This is a genomic window from Flavobacterium granuli, assembly GCF_031456055.1.
Classification (GTDB): Bacteria; Bacteroidota; Bacteroidia; order Flavobacteriales; family Flavobacteriaceae; genus Flavobacterium; species Flavobacterium granuli_A.
Map to the genome: position 1 here is coordinate 90,181 of NZ_JAVDTX010000001.1, position 14,684 is coordinate 104,864.

Consider the following 14,684-nt stretch of genomic DNA (forward strand, 5'->3'; position numbering starts at 1 on the left):
CTATTCTATCAAACCCACTTTTCGCTTCCATTCTTCATAAAATGGAGGATTCGTCAACATTAATTCTCCTTGGCTATCTAAAAAAACCTGAACGGTTTCTCCAGTACAAGCAATTTCATTTTTGGCATCAAATATGGTGTATCTGTAAATCATTTTTGCCGCAGGCGTATCAACAATTGTAGTTTCTATACGGGCAACATCACCGTAACGCAAGGACAATTTATGTTCACAGGTAGATTTTACAATGGGTGTTGTAAAGCCTGTTTCTAAAATATCAAGATACGAAATCCCGTGTTGGCGGCCAAAAGCCTCTCGCCCATCTTCAAAATAAGTAATATAATAGCCGTGCCAAACAATTCCGAGCGGATCGGTTTCATTAAAACGCACTCGAATATTTTGGGAAACGGTCAAAGCAATTGCCTCGTTATACAGTTCTTTTTTTCTTCTCATACAGCAATGCTAAAAGTTGTGGTTACTATGAAAATAAAAATAGTAAAAATATTTTTGAAAAGTGGATGCAATTTGATTTGAAGTTTTCTTGAACCCATATTTTTTTATGTTATTTAGCCAAAACAGTCTTCATTTGTCCTTTGGCAATTTCAACTCCATCGAGTTTGGTCACAATGTCAACCAAAGTAATTCCTGCAAATTCCTGCAATATATAAATTGTCGTTATTACTTCGTCGTTAAGTTTCGGCAGTTTGTTTATCGTAATATCTTTTGCAGAACCAATATAACCCTTAGGCGCTTTCATATTCCTTAAAAAAAACTGATATCCTGTATGCAATGCCACTGTTTGTGCCATATGCTCAATCAACCCTGACTCAGTTAAACAGTCATTCTCCAAGAAAATGGCATCATTAGGAATCGTAAATCCTGAAACCAATTCTGTTTCAGAATACGAATACAAAGTGTCCACCATTACAAATGGGAATCTTTGAGGAATTAGAGTCTCAACAAAATCTTTTTCCCCTAACGGATTAATTTCTGTATTTGTCATTAACGAATCTTTAAATAATTTGAGAATCCATTTGATGGATAAACTAGAAGTCGCAATATATAAACTATTGATGAGATAAGTCAGATTGGTAATGACAAATCTCAATTGCAATATCAATAAAAAGTGAAGCAGGTGAATATCAAAAATGACTCTAAAAAAATCAATAAGTCTTTATTAGTTATTGTTTTGATTCCAAAAATCAAAATAATTAAACCATTGCAAAGGATATTTTCTAACCATCGTTTCTAAGCTTTGGGTATATTCTTTCAACAATCCTTTTTCATCTCGATGTTTCACTTTAGCTTCTCTAGTGTAAAGATGGTAATGCAAATTGGGCTCTTTCATTACATAAACAAAAACAACCGGAACTTTCAAACGTGAAGATATAAGAAACGGTCCTGCAGGAAAAAGAGCTTCTTCTCCTAGTAATTCCTCACTTAACGATTTTACACCTTCTAAATACCTGTCTCCTGTAAAGCAAACGAGTTCATTTCTTTCTAAAGCCGCATTAATCTCAAAAATATGTGACAAATCGTCTCCAATCAATATGAAGTTTATGGTCGCTTTTTCGGTTACGCTTTCAAGATATTTTTTGATGGCAGTATGTTCCAAATCAGTAGCAACAAGGTTTATTTGAAAATCAACATCAACCTCGCTAAAAAAATGTTTGGCAATTTCAAAGTTCCCAATATGCGCGCTAATGAGCACTCCTCCCTTTTTTTCTTTTAAAAGTCTAATTATGATTTCACCTCCATCGTGCTCATAGGTGAACTTATCTTTCATCCCGGCACCAATGGCTATTTTATCCAGAATGGTCTGTCCAAAAGTATAATAACTTTTAAAAACCATTCTCTTTGACTTAAAATAGGAATACCCCAATCTTTTTCTAAAATAATAAAAGATTGAGGCATTCTGTTTTTTTAGGAAAAAAAAATAATATGATGCTACGAAATATAGGGCAAAATAAGCCGATTTAATCCCAACATTTTTTATAAAAAAAACAAAAATTTTGTATCCTAAAACAGTCCCTTTAGATTTTCCATCCCATTGACTCATTAATTAGGCTTTTGATTTTAATTTAGTTTCGATTAAATCATAAAAGTTTTGGAATGTGTCTATTCCTACAAAATCAGCTTCAACTAATTTTACTCCAAAATTTGATTCAATAGCGACAACTAAATCTACATAGTCCAAACTATCCAATCCCAAAGTGATTTTTAAATTTGCATCTGGCTGAATATCATCCCCATCTACCTCAAACTCATCAATTAAAAAATCATTTATCTTATCTATGATTGCTTCTTTATTCATTATTTTCTTTATACTTTTTGACTACTAATGCTGAATTCGTACCTCCAAAACCGAAGGAATTCGACAAAAATATGTCAATTTTTTTATTTAAAGTCGTTTTCACCAAATTTAATTTTGCGGCATCACCATCTGGAGTTTCCAAATTAATATTTGGCGCAATGAAATCGTTTTGCATCATCAGGACCGAATAAATCACCTCGCTTGCTCCTGCCATCCAGCATTCGTGCCCGGTCATTGACTTTGTCGAACTCACATAAGGATAGCTTTCTCCGAAAATTTTAAAAATGGCTCTTGCTTCATTTTCGTCACCCACAGGAGTTGATGTTGCGTGTGCATTTATGTAATCCACATCGCTCGCTTTTAATCCAGCTTCATCCAACGCTCTTTGCATTGCCGTAGCAGGACCTTCAACATTTGGAGTAGAGATGTGACCACCATTAGACGAAAATCCATAACCCACAACTTCTGCCAAAATAGTTGCTCCTCTTTTTATTGCTGATTCATACGATTCCAAAATCAACGTAGCCGCACCACCACTTGGAATCAAACCATCGCGATTAACGTCAAAAGGTCTAGAGGCTTTAGTTGGTTCATCTTCCCTAGGGGAAAAAACACCCAAACCGTCAAAACTACTCATAGCATATTTGTTAATTTCTTGTGCTCCTCCACAAATAATTATATCCTGTAAACCGCTTTTGATTAAGAAATAAGCCAATCCGATAGAATGAGATCCACTAGCACAGGCTGCACTAACCGTTAAATTAATCCCTCTCATTCTAAAAATAGTCGAAAGGTTCATTGTAACTGTCGAATTCATAGATTTGAAAATAGCTCCTGAACCAATTAAAGCTGAATCTTTTTTATCCCTAATAATATCATTCGCCTCGACAACTGCTTTGGAAGCACTGTCATTTCCGTACATAATTCCAATTTCATTTTCATCAAAGAAGGCATCGTCAATATTCGCATTTTTCAAAGCTTCAACTGTTGCCATATAAGCATATTCAGTTTCTTCACCTAGACTTATTCTTTGTCTTCGGGTAAGTGCGTTTTTTAAATCCGGCTTAGGAACCGTACCTGTCAAAGCAGATTGAAAACCATATTCTTTTCGTTCAGGATCGAATGAGATACCAGATTTACCTTGATATAAGGAATCTTTAACTTCGTCTAGAGATATTCCTATACAAGAATAAATTCCCATTCCTGTGATGACAACTCTTTTATTCATTTTCTCTTTATGTTATTTATGAATAAATCCCTCCATTTATATTGATTACTTCGCCAGTGATATAGCTCGATTTCTTGGAAACTAAAAAGCTAACCAAATCTGCTACTTCATCGGCTTCGCCAAAACGATTCACTGGAATCATTTTTATCAATTCTTTTTCGTCAAGATGGCTCGTCATATTTGTTCTTATAAAACCTGGAGCCACAGCATTCACGGTGATATTTCTTTTTGCGACTTCTTGTGCCAAAGCTTTGGTTGCTGCTATCATAGCTCCTTTTGCAGCAGAATAATTAGTCTGTCCTGGAGTTCCTTTTACACCCGAAAGCGAAACGATATTCACTATTCGGCCATATTTATTGCGTAACATTCTTTGCATAAAAAAATTAGTCACATTAAAAAAACCGTTCAAACTAGTATTGATAACACTAGACCAATCTTCCTGACTCATCCACATAAACAAGCCGTCTTTGGTAATTCCAGCATTATTAATAATCGCTTCTACAATTGCATCTGGATTAGCCTCTTGCCATTGTGTCAATACTGACTTCACTTCTTCAAAATTCGAAACGTCAAATTTTATTATTTCTCCCGTTGCCCCATTTTCCATAACTTTTTCCAAAGTTTTTTCGGCTTCTTCGGTATTGTTGTAATAATTAATCAAAATATGATAATTGGTGTCTTGCGACAGTTTTTCGCAAATAGCGTTACCAATCCCTCTAGAACCTCCTGTTACCAATGCACATTTCATATTTTTATTTTAGATTGCAGATTTTAGATTTTAGATTACTTTCTGGAGTAATCACCTTTCTTTATCCTAAATTTATTTCATTGATACTACTTTTATTGGAATTAGATAATTTCAAATTATACTTTTTGAACTATGCCGATTCCATATATAAAGCTATTTCATTATTAGTTATTAATCAAATAATCTTTCACTTTTTGTACAAAAGGATACATTACCTGATCTTTTTCGAATCTAGGAATAATGACACGAATATCATCATAAATCTTTCTGGTTACTGATGAAATTTGCTCTTTTTGTTCCAAACAATCAATCGCCTGAACGATCGTGATTAATTCGATAGCCAATACTTCAAAAGCATTTTCAATAACTTTTGACGTAATTACGGCTGCATTCGTTCCCATACTTACAATATCCTGATTATCATTATTATTTGGAATACTGTGAACATACATCGGATTTGACAACATTTGATTTTCGGCAGTTGTTGAAGTCGCCGTAAACTGAACACCCTGCATTCCAAAATTGAAACCCAAAGTACCTAAGTTCACAAATGGAGGAAGGATTTCGTTTATTTTTGAATTTAATAAATAATTCAACTGACGTTCTGCAAGCATCGTTAATTTGGTAATTACGATTTTCAATTTATCCATTTCCAGAGAAATATAATCCCCATGAAAATTACCGCCGTGATATACATGCTGGTTCTTTACGTCTATAATTGGATTATCATTTGCCGAGTTAAATTCTTCTTCCAAAATAGAAGCCGTATTGTTTATGGTCTCCAATACAGGGCCTAAAATTTGAGGAACACAGCGCAATGAATAATACTCCTGAACTTTTTCTTTGAAAACATCTTCGGTATTTTCGCCAGAATACAAATGGTCTGCTCTTTTTCTGATCAAAGTGCTGTCTGCAAGATTCGTTCGCATTCTCGAAGCTACTTCCCGCTGTCCTTTATGTCGTTTGGTATCGTTTAGTTCTTCCGAAAAAAAGTCATCATAAGCCTGAACAATCTCATTGATGGCACCCGAAAATTTAATCGACCAATCCAATAATTTATTGGCATAATGAACATTGACAACTCCAATTCCTGTCATAACAGAAGTACCGTTCATCAAAGCGAGTCCTTCTCTAATTTCAACATGAATTGGTTCTAATTTTTCTATGGCAAAAACCTCTTCCGTAGGTCTTCTTTCTCCTTTGTAAAAAACCTCACCTTCACCAATAAGAACCAAGGCCAAATGTGCCAATTGCACTAAATCGCCGCTAGCTCCCACTCCTCCGTGTTCAAAAATTAAAGGGGTAATATCTCTGTTAATTAGTTCCTTCATCAGATTAATTACTGAAGAATGAACTCCTGAATTACCTAAAGAAAGTGTATTTAGCCTAGCCAGAATCGCCGCTTTGACAAAGGTTGCATTCAGCGGTTTTCCTGTTCCCGAAGCGTGGCTACGAATCAAATTATATTGCAATTGAATACGGTCTTCATCTTTAACACGATATTGAGCCATTGGTCCAAATCCCGTATTTACGCCATAAATAATTTTATTAACTGAGAATTCTTTTAGAAAATCAAAACTTTCATTTACTCTATCTAAAACAACTTGGCTAATAGTTATCTTGTCATTATTAAAGATTACAGATTCAAAGTCTTGTAGACTTAAAAATTCTTTTATACTATTCATTCAGTTTGTGTTATTTTTCAACTAAATATATTAAAAATTAATTTTTATTTAGGAATTAATGTGCTTAATTTGGATAAACAAATGTAGCACAATATCGCTAAATTTTGTAAACCAATATTTTTTTTGTTTTACAAATCAAAAAAAGCAAGCATAACTATTACAATAACATTCATTTATAAAATCATCTTAAATTACAAAAAAGAATGAAAGATTTTGGTTCTGACAAAAAAAATGTTGTTCAAGCGAATTTAGACGCACAAAAAATTGCTTTTGCCCCAATTATGTTTCAAGCGGCAAAATCACTCCGAAATCTAGGCATTTTGGAATACTTGTTTAACAAAGGTAAAGCCAGTATAGAAACCATTGCGACCGAATTGAATTTATCCGTCTATGGCGTAAAAGTTTTGCTCGAAGCCGGTTTGAGTCTGGAAATGGTCTATTTGAAAGACAATGAATTCATACTCACCAAAACGGGCTATTTCATATTAAGAGACAAAATGACTAACGTCAATATGGATTTTACGCAAGACGTGAATTATCTCGCAATTAACCATCTAGAAGAATCTATAGTAAATGGAAAACCGGAAGGGCTGAAAGAACTGGGAAATTGGGATACAGTTTATATCGGATTATCCGAATTGCCGGAAAAAATCAAAAAAAGCTGGTTTGGCTTTGACCACTTTTATTCCGATTATACTTTTCCGGAAATTATGCCCATTTTATTCGATAATAACCCTAACTCCTTTTTGGATGTCGGAGGAAATACAGGAAAATTTTCTTTGCAGTGTGCCAAATATGACCCAAATGTAAAAATCACCATTATGGATTTGCCAGGACAGGTTAAAGTGGCGCAAAAAAACATTGCAGAAGCTGGTTTTGAAGATCGAATTTCCACGATAGGAGCCAATTTACTGGACGATTCAATTGCTTTTCCAAAAGGCTTCGACATCGTTTGGATGAGTCAGTTTATAGATTGTTTTTCATTGGAAGAAGTTTATAGCCTTTTCAGACGCGCCTATGAAGCTATGGCAGACGATGCTAGTTTTTATATTTTGGAAACATTTTGGGATTTGCAAAAATTTCAAGCCTCAACCTATAGTTTGCACGCCACTACTTTATATTTTACGGCAGTAGCCAATGGAAACAGTCAAATGTTTCATTCAGAGGACATTCTGAAAGTAATCGAAAAAGCAGGATTTGTGGTAGATGAAATGCACGAGATGATTGGGATGAGCCACTCATTGATTAAATGTAAAAAAAGAGTTTTATAACTCGACCAATCTTTAATTTTATGCTATTTCAGCATATTTTTGCCAATATCATAAGCCAAATACATTTTTATAAAACTTAATCGCAACAAATAAATGTTACAGGAATTCGTAGATGTTTTAATCATCGGAGCAGGACCATCCGGATGTGTGTCCGCTTCATATCTTCATAAAAAAGGAGTCAAAATTAAGGTTGTCGAAAAAACAAAATTCCCTCGTTTAGTCGTTGGCGAAAGCCTTATTCCAAGGGTGATGGATCATTTTGCGGAAGCAGATCTATTCGAATGTTTGGATGCAATGAACTTTGAAAAAAAATTGGGTGCCCGTTTTATACGTGGAGAAGAAATTTGTGTTTTTGATTTCAGTCAGAAATTTTCAGAAGGATGGGATTGGACTTGGCAAGTGCCCAGAGCCGATTTTGACAATACGATGGCTCAAGAAGTGATTCGAAAAGGCATCGATTTAGAATTTGAGTCGGAAGTGATTTCTGTTACTTTTCAAGGAAAAAATTCAACTACTATCGTAAAAGACAAGGAAGGCAACCTAAAAGAAATCCACGCCAAATTCATCATTGATTCAAGCGGTTATGGAAGAGTGTTACCACGGCTTTTAGATTTGGACACACCTTCCAAATTAGACCCACATTCCTCTATTTTTACTCATGTCGTAGATATCAATCGTCCTGATGGAGAGGAAGGAACATTGATTTCATTTGACATATTGGAAACCCAAGTTTGGTTATGGGTTATTCCTTTTTCAAATGGTAACACTAGTCTTGGTGTTGTGGGACCAACGGATTTTATCAATTCGCTTTCTGCCAATAAAGACAATGCCGAAGCGCTGAAAAATGCAATTCAACTTTCTGATTTTTATATCAAACGATTTGGCGGAGTTGAATTTTTATTTGAGCCTGTAAAATTAGAAAACTACTCTAGATCCGTCAAAAGAATGTATGGAGACGGTTTCGCGCTTACCGGAAACAGCTCCGAGTTTTTGGATCCTGTATTCTCATCTGGTGTTTCATTTGCAACCGAATCAGGTATGCTTGCCGCCAAACTATACCTCAAAGAAACGGAGGGAATTACCGTAGATTGGGAAACCGAATTTACCGGATATATGAAAAGAGGAATTGCCGTTTTTACCACTTACGTAAAAGAGTGGTACACTGGAAACCTGCAAACACTGTTTTTCCATCAACCTGAAAACCCAGATGCAAAAAGAAAAATATGTGCCGTACTTGCTGGCTACGTCTGGGATGAAGAAAATCCATTTGTAAAAAAACATGACAATCTCATCAAAAATATGGCTCACATCATTGAGATGGAAGACCGCAAAAAATTATCTTAGTCCATAACTAAGATTTATTGTAATGAGTTTTTTATAGAGAAAATATCCCAATAAAAAAGAATATATGGAGCTACTTCCTGCTGTACACTATATCTTTTGTATCGAACCCCAACACAAAAGGATGTCGTTTCCATCAGGGCTAGAGCATCAATTTTCATAAGAAGATTTAATTAATAAAATAAGCTGCAATATCTAAATTTAGATATTGCAGCTTATTTTATTTTTGAAACAATGCAAAATGAAGTAATCAGAAAAACAAATATAAATCTGGCTATAATTGTTTAGAGTTAACATATTCAGACAGTTTCAACCCTTTTGACAATTCATAAACATATAATTCCGAAATTCCTGATGCTTTGATAATTTCCTCATTAGAGTAATTCTCTTTTTTTATTTCAGCAGCATATCTTATCCCAAACAAACGTATCATCAATCCTGCATCTTCCATTGAAGCATCATTATACATGCTGTTTAATACAGCTCCCAATTCTGCTATACTCATAATTTCATATTTTATTTGTTACAATATCTATTTACCAACATTCATGCCAAACATCTACTAATAAACACATTACAATATTAAATTATTTAAAAATTATGATTTTAAAATTACATCCCAGAAAATGAAGCTTCAACGAAAATAATTTTCATCGAGAATTGCTTTTAATAATGAGTCTGGTCAAATAACCAACTTCATTCTGTAATTGAATTCGTTTATTAGATATTAGATAACAGTAGTAACCAAACCAACTAGCAAAGTAAATAATGGATCATTATAAAATTTTAAAGTTCTTTTCTGACACAAAAACGAATACAACACAAGATTCTGTTTTTCAATACATTAAAACCTATTCAATTCCATTATTTCATAACTTTATAGGAGTAAAATTATTTGTTTAACTCTTAAATTTTATACTCATGTACATAGTTCGTGAAATATTTTATCTGCAATTTGGCCGTTATAAAGATGCCAAAGTTTTGATTGATGAAGCCACAAAAGGCGGATTGTTACCTCAAACAACTGGAAATCGGTTTTTAACCGATTTTACAGGAGAAAGCTACCGATTGATTTTTGAATCATCTTATGTCACACTTGCAGATTTTGAAAAAGAACTTGCAAAAGACATGGGTACAGCAGATTGGAAAGGGTGGTATGAAAAATTCAAAGTATTGGTTCGCCATTCCAAAAGAGAAATTCTAAAACAGATTTCCTAATTTATACTGGCAATTCCACATTTTCAAATTAAACAACAAAAAAGAGGACTTTTGGTCCTCTTTTTTGTAAATAGATATTTACAAATTTCAATTGCTTTTGACGTTATTTTTATTGCACATTATTTTCAAATCTACACATTATTTAAAAGGAACCCAAATAAATATGATTATCTCAAAATATCACTTTTAAAAATTACAAATGTCTAATTATCAATACTTTATATATATTATCGTATTCAAAACAAAAATAAAAGTGTAATTTTAAAGGTCTTTACAAAATCTCAAAACAATTTGATTAAGATATTTTTTATAACTTTTTTTGAACCCATTAAAATTAAAATTATGAAACTTTTCTTTAACTTTTCAGCCCTTTTATTTTTGTTTTTTATTGGAGTTTCTTGTTCAAATGACGATGACGATCCCGCTCCTACACCCGCTCCTGTTATTATGACTTTTGATGCCGTCTTAACTCCTGTAGTTGGAACTGGTTCAACCGCATCTGGTAATGCAACACTCAAATTTAACCAAACTGCCAAAACAATTGATATTATGGTGACCCATTCAGGAATATTGCCCATACATGGTCACATACGTCGAGTTGACGGAGTAATTGCATTTCCCTTTCCGGAGACGAATACTTCATCTATTCCAATAATTCTACATTTTACAATTACTGATGATCAAATTGCGGAACTTATGGCCAACCATTTTCACATAGATTTGCAAACTGAAGCTTATCCTAATGGAGAAATAAGCGGAACATTTATTAAAAGTAGCAATGGCTGAGCCCTCTTACAATTTAACAAAAACTTATTTTCAACCAGTTGTCCAGATAAAGTAGCTAGGACCTTTTTATAATTAAACACCTTCCTCCAAATATTCTGGGGCAAATTCCATAGTATCTTCTACCTCAACTGTTGCTGGTCTAGAAGCTTTCAACGCATTGAATCTTTCTAATTGTTCAGTCTCTCCTTCTTCTCCACTGAAATAAGGAAAAACATCCATAATTGGAGATTCCGAAATAGCAGGAATCGTATATTCTCCCATCGTGGTACTCATTACATGAGTCGTGTTATCGAAAGCTTCTTTTACATCATTAGCTTGTATCAACAAATACATATTCGACTTTCTTTCTTTCCCACTTTCTTCGTCATAAGCCATTAGAGAAACTCTTGACTTAAACCAACGATCAGCATTTTCAAAAGGGTGAATTTCGGCATAATTAGCCACTTTTATATTCGTGATTTTAAATTCCTCACTAACATATGCAGACATCTCTTCATTAATTCTGCTTTCGGCTTCCGTATAAGACAAAGCATCAACCAAATAAGGTTCTGTTACAACTTTTTGTCCACCAGTTTCATCTGTTTTTCTATATTTTACTTTGCATTCGTACCAAATTGTGCTCATATATATTTTTTTAAGGATGCCAAAGATAGATTTTAAAGAAAATAAATTCCACAATTCAAAAAATAGATATTCACAATTTCGAATGACTCATGAGATTGTTATTTTTTTGATCATTTTTGCTATTTTAGCTATACAAAAATGATTCGAAAAATGTCACAGAAAAATTTACGAACTTGTGAAAACGGACATAACTATTACAAAAGCAGTGATTGCCCAACTTGCCCTATATGTGAAGCGCAACGCAAACCAAAAGAAGGTTTTCTTTCCCTGCTTTCTGCTCCAGCCAGACGCGCGCTTGAAAACGCAGGCATTACTACTTTGATAAAACTCTCCAAACACTGTGAAGAAGATATTTTAAAATTACACGGAATCGGAAAAACTGCTATTCTAAAATTACGAGAAGCTCTTGCATCCAAAAATCTGACTTTTGCAAAACAAAATCAATAAAAAATCATCAATAAAAACACCACAACACTTTAAAAATCAATAAATTACTTCTTTATTTTTCTTAACTTCGTTAGCTGTAGTAAAAAATAAGCTGCTTCAAAAGTCATATACACCAAGCGTATAAATGTTAGCAGTTATTGTAAAACATCCAACACACAGATAAAATGACAGAAGATCAATTAAAACAACAGTTTCAACAAATTGAAGACAACTTTAATGTAGCTTTAATTTCTAATAGAGTTGAAGAAATCAAAAAATGCATAACAACCGACTGGGTTCTAATTGACAGTCAAGGTGGAATAATTCCACAGGAAAGTTTTTTTTATGTACTTGAACGAGGTTTGCTTTCACATTCGACAATGACCAAAGAGATTTTAAGAGTAAAAGTATATGGGGACATTGCGCTAGTAACTGGCCGTGGACAAAATACCGGAACTTGGCACGAACAATCTGTAGAAGCAGACGAATGGATTACTGATGTTTATAAAAATGAAAATGAAAAATGGCTGTGCGTTTTGACACACTTAACGCCTGTGAAAAAGTAATACCCATTTATGGTAGCTATTGACACATTTAGAAAAATTGCACTTTCCTTTCCCGAAGTGACTGAAGATCCTCATTTTGAAAAGATATCTTTCAGAGTGAAAAAGAAAATTTTTGCGACATATGACGACAAAAATAAAAGGGCTTGTGTCAAATTATCTCAAATAGACCAAAGCATATTTTCTGCTGCGGACAAGACAATTATTTTCCCTGTAGATAACAAATGGGGGAAACAAGGTTGGACATTAATTGAAATGAAGAAAGTTCGTGAAGATTTATTCATTGACTCCTTAATAACGGCCTATTGTGAAATCGCACCAAAAAAACTTGCAGACCAAATTAGGCCAAATGAAATAGAAACAAATACAGCAAATATCAATTCCGAAACAGACTTAACCGCTAGTCGATTTATTGAAAAACTGTCTCAATTTAAGTCGGATGAAGAATTAGGAAAAGTTAAAAAATACTTCAAGGGAAATGATAATAAAACAAAAGCTTTTGGAGTAAAGTTTGGAGACATTTTTAAAACAGCTGAAGATTTTACACAAATGCCCCTTGCCGAAATAGACATTTTACTCGATAGTGATTTTTATGAAATAAGAATGGGTGCAGTTAGTATTATGGACTTTCAGGCTAAACACAAAAAAACCACGACCGAACGCAAGAAAGAATTATTTGAATTCTATCTAAAACGACACGACCGACTCAATAATTGGGATTTTGTGGACAGGGGCGCGTATAACATTATCGGAGAATATTTATTAGACAAACCACGAGAAATATTGTACCAATTGGCAAATTTGGGAAATATTTGGGAACGAAGAACCTCCATTGTCAGCACATATGCTTTTATTAAAAAAGGTCAAATTGATGACACTTTCAAAATTGCCGAAATCCTTTTGAACGACAAAGAAGAACTAATAAACAAAGCCGTTGGAAGTTGGATAAGGGAAGCCGGAAAAAAAGACAAAACAAAGCTGATTGATTTCTTGAATCGATTCGCACCCACAATGCCAAGAGTCACACTGCGATATGCTATTGAAAAACTTGACAAACAGGAAAAAGACTTTTACTTAAAATTAAAATAAAATGGCAAATCAAATTTATCCTTGCTTATGGTTTGACGGACAAGCCAAAGCAGCAGCTGAGCATTATTGTTCTATTTTCAAAAACTCAAAAATCTCTTCCGAAAATCAATTTGTAGTAAACTTTGAATTAAACGGTAATAAATTTATGGGCTTAAATGGTGGTCCAATGTATCAATTTTCGCCTGCTAATTCCTATGTCATAGAATGTGAAACACAGGAAGAAATTGATCACTATTGGCAAAAATTAGGCGAAGGCGGAATCTATAATCAATGTGGCTGGCTCGATGACAAATTTGGTGTTTCGTGGCAAATAGTTCCAAGAGTTTTAGGTGAACTTATGGCTGACCCAGAAAAATCACCAAGAGTTATACAAGCATTTATGCAAATGACCAAGTTTGACATACAGACACTTCTTGATGCTTAGCTGAATACGGAATTATTCTATAATTAGATTCTATGATCGATCCGTTCGCTTTGCCCTTATGAAAATCCTCGTTATATTTGCTTACAAAACATACATAAATTAAAAACCCTATGGCTACATTTAGCAAGCAACTATCCTTTCGTTGGTCTGATTTAGATCCAAATTTTCATTTACGTCACAGTGCCTATTATGATTTTGGAGCACAACACCGTGTTGAAATACTAGCACAATTAGGATTAACATTAAGAGTGATGCAAACGGAACATATTGGCCCAATATTATTTAGGGAAGAATGTGTTTTTAGAAAAGAAATCAATCTATCGGATGAAATTATCATGCAAACCAAAATGGCTAAAATGAAAGTCGATGCCTCCCGTTGGTCAATTGTTCATGAGTTTTACAAAGAAGATGTATTATGTGCCATTATTACTGTTGATGGTGCCTGGATGGATACTAAAATCCGTAAACTAGCCACTCCTACTCCACAAGTTGTTGTTGATGCCCTAAGTGTTTTTCCAAAAACAGCTGATTTTATCTCGTTATAATTAATCCAAAAAAATCAAATATGTTTACAATAGAACAAATAAAAGAAGCCCATTCTAAAGTAAAAAGTGGTGCTGATTTTCCTAATTACATACAAGATTTAATTATCTTAGGCGTAAAAGGATACGATACTTTTGTAAATGATGGCAAAGTTCAATATTATGGAGTAAATAATTACTCTGTTGCCTCAGATGAAAAATATGATGAAATAAAAATTGCCACATCAGCCAATAAAGAGAGATTCATCGAATTTTTAGTGATGCACCAAGACGGTCAAACCGATTATTTAACGTTTTGCAATCATGCTGGTCAATGTGGAATTGCACGATGGAGAGTTGATATTATTGAAATGACCTGCACTTATTTTGATCAATCAGGAGCTACAATTTTAATTGAAAAAATTTCAGTTTAAGTTTTATAATAAAAT

19 protein-coding genes are annotated in these 14,684 nt (G+C 33.8%); 10 read left to right on the top strand and 9 right to left on the bottom strand.

Annotation, left to right across the window (positions count from 1 at the left end):
* The 7 genes from J2W95_RS00360 to flxA form a co-directional block, all read right to left on the bottom strand.
* Positions 1-450 carry an acyl-CoA thioesterase gene (locus J2W95_RS00360; RefSeq protein WP_310002765.1) on the bottom strand — a complete coding sequence of 150 codons (450 nt, stop codon included), beginning with the start codon at positions 448-450 and terminating at the stop codon, positions 1-3.
* Between the two features lie 109 nt (positions 451-559).
* The gene (locus tag J2W95_RS00365) at positions 560-1,000 is read right to left on the bottom strand and encodes a hotdog family protein (protein WP_310002767.1); all 441 of its coding nucleotides are present in this window, start codon (positions 998-1,000) and stop codon (positions 560-562) included.
* Positions 1,001-1,174: 174 nt separating this feature from the next.
* A complete protein-coding gene (locus J2W95_RS00370; RefSeq protein ID WP_310002769.1) occupies positions 1,175-2,056 on the bottom strand; it encodes an LpxL/LpxP family acyltransferase in 882 nt (293 codons plus the stop codon).
* A gap of 3 nt (positions 2,057-2,059) precedes the next feature.
* On the bottom strand, positions 2,060-2,311 hold the full coding sequence (locus J2W95_RS00375; protein WP_310002771.1) for an acyl carrier protein: 252 nt from the start codon (positions 2,309-2,311) through the stop codon (positions 2,060-2,062).
* Positions 2,304-3,539 carry a beta-ketoacyl-[acyl-carrier-protein] synthase family protein gene (locus J2W95_RS00380; protein ID WP_310002772.1) on the bottom strand — a complete coding sequence of 412 codons (1,236 nt, stop codon included), beginning with the start codon at positions 3,537-3,539 and terminating at the stop codon, positions 2,304-2,306. The genes J2W95_RS00375 and J2W95_RS00380 overlap by 8 nt, the downstream gene beginning before the upstream one ends.
* A 16-nt stretch (positions 3,540-3,555) precedes the next feature.
* Positions 3,556-4,287 (bottom strand): flexirubin biosynthesis SDR family reductase FlxB, encoded by a 732-nt coding sequence (gene flxB / locus J2W95_RS00385; protein WP_310002774.1) that lies wholly within the window; start codon positions 4,285-4,287, stop codon positions 3,556-3,558.
* Positions 4,288-4,451: 164 nt separating this feature from the next.
* On the bottom strand, positions 4,452-5,972 hold the full coding sequence (gene flxA, locus J2W95_RS00390; RefSeq protein WP_310002776.1) for a flexirubin biosynthesis tyrosine ammonia-lyase FlxA: 1,521 nt from the start codon (positions 5,970-5,972) through the stop codon (positions 4,452-4,454).
* A 203-nt stretch (positions 5,973-6,175) separates the two neighbouring features.
* On the opposite strand from flxA, the gene J2W95_RS00395 reads away from it, so the two are divergent.
* Entirely contained in the window at positions 6,176-7,243 is a 1,068-nt protein-coding gene (locus tag J2W95_RS00395) for a class I SAM-dependent methyltransferase (RefSeq protein ID WP_310002778.1), read from the top strand.
* Positions 7,244-7,336: 93 nt separating this feature from the next.
* Positions 7,337-8,587: an NAD(P)/FAD-dependent oxidoreductase gene (locus tag J2W95_RS00400; RefSeq protein WP_310002779.1), complete on the top strand. Its 1,251-nt coding sequence runs from the start codon at positions 7,337-7,339 to the stop codon at positions 8,585-8,587.
* A 271-nt stretch (positions 8,588-8,858) separates the two neighbouring features.
* Here the strand turns inward: J2W95_RS00400 and J2W95_RS00405 are convergent, their stop codons facing one another.
* The gene (locus J2W95_RS00405) at positions 8,859-9,089 is read right to left on the bottom strand and encodes an HTH-like domain-containing protein (RefSeq protein ID WP_310002782.1); all 231 of its coding nucleotides are present in this window, start codon (positions 9,087-9,089) and stop codon (positions 8,859-8,861) included.
* A 416-nt stretch (positions 9,090-9,505) separates the two neighbouring features.
* On the opposite strand from J2W95_RS00405, the gene J2W95_RS00410 reads away from it, so the two are divergent.
* Positions 9,506-9,802: a hypothetical protein gene (locus tag J2W95_RS00410; RefSeq protein WP_310002784.1), complete on the top strand. Its 297-nt coding sequence runs from the start codon at positions 9,506-9,508 to the stop codon at positions 9,800-9,802.
* A gap of 342 nt (positions 9,803-10,144) precedes the next feature.
* Positions 10,145-10,588 (top strand): CHRD domain-containing protein, encoded by a 444-nt coding sequence (locus J2W95_RS00415; protein ID WP_310002786.1) that lies wholly within the window; start codon positions 10,145-10,147, stop codon positions 10,586-10,588.
* Between the two features lie 72 nt (positions 10,589-10,660).
* Here J2W95_RS00415 and J2W95_RS00420 read toward each other — a convergent pair whose 3' ends face one another.
* Entirely contained in the window at positions 10,661-11,212 is a 552-nt protein-coding gene (locus J2W95_RS00420; protein ID WP_310002788.1) for a DUF4494 domain-containing protein, read from the bottom strand.
* Between the two features lie 150 nt (positions 11,213-11,362).
* Between J2W95_RS00420 and J2W95_RS00425 the strand changes: the two genes are divergently transcribed.
* From J2W95_RS00425 to J2W95_RS00450, 6 genes are all read left to right on the top strand, one after another.
* The gene (locus J2W95_RS00425) at positions 11,363-11,659 is read left to right on the top strand and encodes an RNA polymerase alpha subunit C-terminal domain-containing protein (RefSeq protein ID WP_310002790.1); all 297 of its coding nucleotides are present in this window, start codon (positions 11,363-11,365) and stop codon (positions 11,657-11,659) included.
* Positions 11,660-11,823: 164 nt separating this feature from the next.
* A complete protein-coding gene (locus J2W95_RS00430; protein WP_310002792.1) occupies positions 11,824-12,204 on the top strand; it encodes a nuclear transport factor 2 family protein in 381 nt (126 codons plus the stop codon).
* A 9-nt stretch (positions 12,205-12,213) separates the two neighbouring features.
* A complete protein-coding gene (locus J2W95_RS00435) occupies positions 12,214-13,290 on the top strand; it encodes a DNA alkylation repair protein (protein WP_310002794.1) in 1,077 nt (358 codons plus the stop codon).
* A gap of 1 nt (position 13,291) precedes the next feature.
* Complete coding sequence (locus J2W95_RS00440) at positions 13,292-13,714, top strand: VOC family protein (protein WP_310002796.1); 423 nt, start codon at positions 13,292-13,294, stop codon at positions 13,712-13,714.
* A 110-nt stretch (positions 13,715-13,824) separates the two neighbouring features.
* Entirely contained in the window at positions 13,825-14,259 is a 435-nt protein-coding gene (locus J2W95_RS00445; protein ID WP_310002798.1) for an acyl-CoA thioesterase, read from the top strand.
* A 20-nt stretch (positions 14,260-14,279) separates the two neighbouring features.
* Positions 14,280-14,669 carry a DUF1398 domain-containing protein gene (locus J2W95_RS00450; protein ID WP_310002799.1) on the top strand — a complete coding sequence of 130 codons (390 nt, stop codon included), beginning with the start codon at positions 14,280-14,282 and terminating at the stop codon, positions 14,667-14,669.
* The last annotated feature ends 15 nt before the right edge of the window (positions 14,670-14,684 follow it).

Coding starts and splice junctions, on each gene's coding strand:
- J2W95_RS00370 (WP_310002769.1), bottom strand. CDS start 2,056: ATGAGTCAATGGGATGGAAAATCTAAAGGGACTGTTTTAGGATACAAA.
- flxA (WP_310002776.1), bottom strand. CDS start 5,972: ATGAATAGTATAAAAGAATTTTTAAGTCTACAAGACTTTGAATCTGTA.
- J2W95_RS00410 (WP_310002784.1), top strand. CDS start 9,506: ATGTACATAGTTCGTGAAATATTTTATCTGCAATTTGGCCGTTATAAA.
- J2W95_RS00445 (WP_310002798.1), top strand. CDS start 13,825: ATGGCTACATTTAGCAAGCAACTATCCTTTCGTTGGTCTGATTTAGAT.
- J2W95_RS00380 (WP_310002772.1), bottom strand. CDS start 3,539: ATGAATAAAAGAGTTGTCATCACAGGAATGGGAATTTATTCTTGTATA.
- J2W95_RS00360 (WP_310002765.1), bottom strand. CDS start 450: ATGAGAAGAAAAAAAGAACTGTATAACGAGGCAATTGCTTTGACCGTT.
- J2W95_RS00405 (WP_310002782.1), bottom strand. CDS start 9,089: ATGAGTATAGCAGAATTGGGAGCTGTATTAAACAGCATGTATAATGAT.
- J2W95_RS00395 (WP_310002778.1), top strand. CDS start 6,176: ATGAAAGATTTTGGTTCTGACAAAAAAAATGTTGTTCAAGCGAATTTA.
- J2W95_RS00365 (WP_310002767.1), bottom strand. CDS start 1,000: ATGACAAATACAGAAATTAATCCGTTAGGGGAAAAAGATTTTGTTGAG.
- flxB (WP_310002774.1), bottom strand. CDS start 4,287: ATGAAATGTGCATTGGTAACAGGAGGTTCTAGAGGGATTGGTAACGCT.
- J2W95_RS00415 (WP_310002786.1), top strand. CDS start 10,145: ATGAAACTTTTCTTTAACTTTTCAGCCCTTTTATTTTTGTTTTTTATT.
- J2W95_RS00420 (WP_310002788.1), bottom strand. CDS start 11,212: ATGAGCACAATTTGGTACGAATGCAAAGTAAAATATAGAAAAACAGAT.
- J2W95_RS00425 (WP_310002790.1), top strand. CDS start 11,363: ATGTCACAGAAAAATTTACGAACTTGTGAAAACGGACATAACTATTAC.
- J2W95_RS00375 (WP_310002771.1), bottom strand. CDS start 2,311: ATGAATAAAGAAGCAATCATAGATAAGATAAATGATTTTTTAATTGAT.
- J2W95_RS00430 (WP_310002792.1), top strand. CDS start 11,824: ATGACAGAAGATCAATTAAAACAACAGTTTCAACAAATTGAAGACAAC.
- J2W95_RS00450 (WP_310002799.1), top strand. CDS start 14,280: ATGTTTACAATAGAACAAATAAAAGAAGCCCATTCTAAAGTAAAAAGT.
- J2W95_RS00435 (WP_310002794.1), top strand. CDS start 12,214: ATGGTAGCTATTGACACATTTAGAAAAATTGCACTTTCCTTTCCCGAA.
- J2W95_RS00400 (WP_310002779.1), top strand. CDS start 7,337: ATGTTACAGGAATTCGTAGATGTTTTAATCATCGGAGCAGGACCATCC.
- J2W95_RS00440 (WP_310002796.1), top strand. CDS start 13,292: ATGGCAAATCAAATTTATCCTTGCTTATGGTTTGACGGACAAGCCAAA.